2 protein-coding genes are annotated in these 2,473 nt (G+C 68.4%); both read left to right on the top strand.

Features of this window, described 5'->3' with window-relative positions:
• On the top strand, nt 1–1,476 hold a 1,476-nt coding region (gene xylB / locus WBN46_RS19000), incomplete at its 5' end, for a xylulokinase (RefSeq protein ID WP_337732950.1).
• 41 nt (nt 1,477–1,517) lie between these two features.
• Nucleotides 1,518–2,473 (top strand): xylose isomerase (locus WBN46_RS18995; RefSeq protein ID WP_337732949.1); only part of this gene is annotated, 956 nt, incomplete at its 3' end.

Raw genomic sequence — 2,473 nt, 5'->3', positions numbered from 1 at the left:
ATCGACGCAGGCACGCAGAGCCTGAAGGTGGTGGTGTACGACGCTGCCACACGTGCGGTGGTGGCCAGTGCCAGCGCGCCGCTGGAGCTGATCAGCGGCGAGGACGGCAGCCGCGAGCAGCACCCCGCCGACTGGGTCGCCGCGATGCAGGCCTGCTTCGACCGCATCGATCCGGCACTGCGTGCGCGCATCGTGGCGCTGTCGGTGTCGGGCCAGCAGCACGGCTTCGTGCCGGTGGATGCGCAGGGTGAGGTGCTCGCACCGGCCAAACTGTGGTGCGACACCAGCACCACGGCCGAGTGCACGCAGATCATGGACGCGGTGGGCGGTTCGACAGCGACGATTGCGCTGGCGGGTAATCCGATCCTGGCCGGCTACACCGCCTCCAAGCTGCCATGGACGAAGACCCACCGCCCCGAGGCTTATGCACAGCTGGCGAGCATCCTGCTGCCGCACGACTACCTCAACTTCGTGCTGACCCGCCAGCGCTTCTGCGAGTGGGGCGATGCCTCCGGCACCGGCTGGCTCGACGTGCGCACGCGCACGTGGTCGAAGGAACTCCTTCGCGCGACCGATGCGGACCGCGATCTGGCCGACTGCCTGCCGCCGATCGCTGCACCCGATGCGCTGTTCGACATCGATGCGGGCATGGCCGCCACGCTGGGGCTGCCTGCCACGGCGAAGGTCGCCGTCGGCGGCGGCGACAACATGATGGCGGCCATCGGCACCGGCTGCGTGGAAGAGGGCCGGCTGGCGATGAGCCTGGGCACCTCGGGCACGCTGTTCGCCTACTCCGATACCCCGGTAGTCGATCCGGCCGGCGCCTGGGCCGCGTTCTGTTCCTCCACCGGCGGCTGGCTGCCGCTGATCTGCACGATGAACTGCACCGTGGCCACCGAACAGGTGGCCAAGGCGTTCGGCTTCAGCACGCGCGAGGGCGATGCCCACCTGCACGCCACGCCGCCCGGCGCAGACGGCTTGGTGATGCTGCCCTTCCTCAACGGCGAGCGCACGCCCGACCTGCCGCTGGGCAAGGGCGTGCTGGCCGGACTGGATACGACCAACATGACCCCGGCCCATGTCTACCGCGCCGCGATGGAAGGGGCGACCTACAGCCTGAAGTACGGCTTCGATGCCTTCGTGCGAGCCGGCATGGACTTCGATCGCATCGTGCTGACCGGCGGGGGCAGCAACAGCGCCGCGTGGCGGCAGCTGGTGGCCGATGTGTTCGGCCTGCCGGTGGATGTGCCGGTGCAGGCCGAGGGCGCGGCCTTCGGTGCGGCGCTGCAGGCGCTGTGGGCATGGGGCCGTTCGCGTGGCGAGACATCGTCCATCGCCGACATCGCCCGCGCCCATGTCGCCACCGAGCCGGCCTTGTCCGCCACGCCCGATCCCACCCGCACGCAAGCCTATGCCGCGGCCTACCGCCGCTTCCTTCAGCACCTCGATGCCCTCACGCCGCTGCAGCGCGGCTGACACCCCCACGTACATCACGCACAACCACAGGATCACGCACCATGAGCACGCAGCCCTTCATCGGCGCCCAGGAATACTTCCCCGGCATCGGCCGCATCCCGTTCGAGGGCCGCGGCTCGGACAACCCGCTGGCGTTCAAGGTCTACGACGCCAACAAGACCATCGGCGGCAAGACCATGCAGGAGCACCTGCGCTTCGCCGTCTGCTACTGGCACACCTTCTGCAATGCCGGCCACGACCCCTTCGGCCCGGGCACGCGCCACTTCCCGTGGGAAGCGGGTTCGCCGATGGCCACGGCCGAGGCCAAGGTCGATGCCGCGTTCGAGTTCTTCACCAAGCTCGGCGTGCCGTACTGGTGCTTCCACGACATCGACCTGGCACCCGATGCCGAGGACATCGGCCAGTACCAGAAGAACCTCACCCACATGACCGCCCTGGCCAAGGCCCGCCAGGACGCCACCGGTATCAAGCTGCTGTGGGGCACGGCCAACCTGTTCTCGCATCCGCGCTACATGAACGGCGCATCGACCAATCCGGACTTTGCCGTGGTCGCCCGGGCGGCGGTGCAGGTGAAGGCCGCGCTGGAGGCCACGGTCGAACTGGGCGGCGAGCACTACGTGTTCTGGGGTGGTCGTGAGGGCTATGCCTCGCTGGTCAACACCGACATGAAGCGCGAGGTCGCGCACTTCGCCCGCTTCCTGACCATGGCCCGCGACTACGGCCGCAGCATCGGGCTGAAGGGCAACTTCCTGATCGAGCCCAAGCCGATGGAGCCGATGAAGCACCAGTACGACTTCGACAGCGCCACGGTGGCCGGCTTCCTGAAGGAGCACGGGCTGGAGAAGGACTTCAAGCTCAACATCGAAGCCAACCACGCCACGCTGTCGGGCCACACGTTCGAGCACGACCTGCAGGTGGCCAGCGACCACGGCCTGCTGGGCAGCATCGATGCCAACCGCGGCAATGCGCAGAACGGCTGGGATACCGACCAGTTCCC

The sequence above is a fragment of the Pseudoxanthomonas sp. CCNWLW251 genome, assembly GCF_037402255.1.
Taxonomy (GTDB): domain Bacteria; phylum Pseudomonadota; class Gammaproteobacteria; order Xanthomonadales; family Xanthomonadaceae; genus Pseudoxanthomonas_A.
The sequence above is the reverse complement of the archived record's forward strand: the minus strand, read 5'-3'. Positions and strand labels throughout refer to the sequence as shown.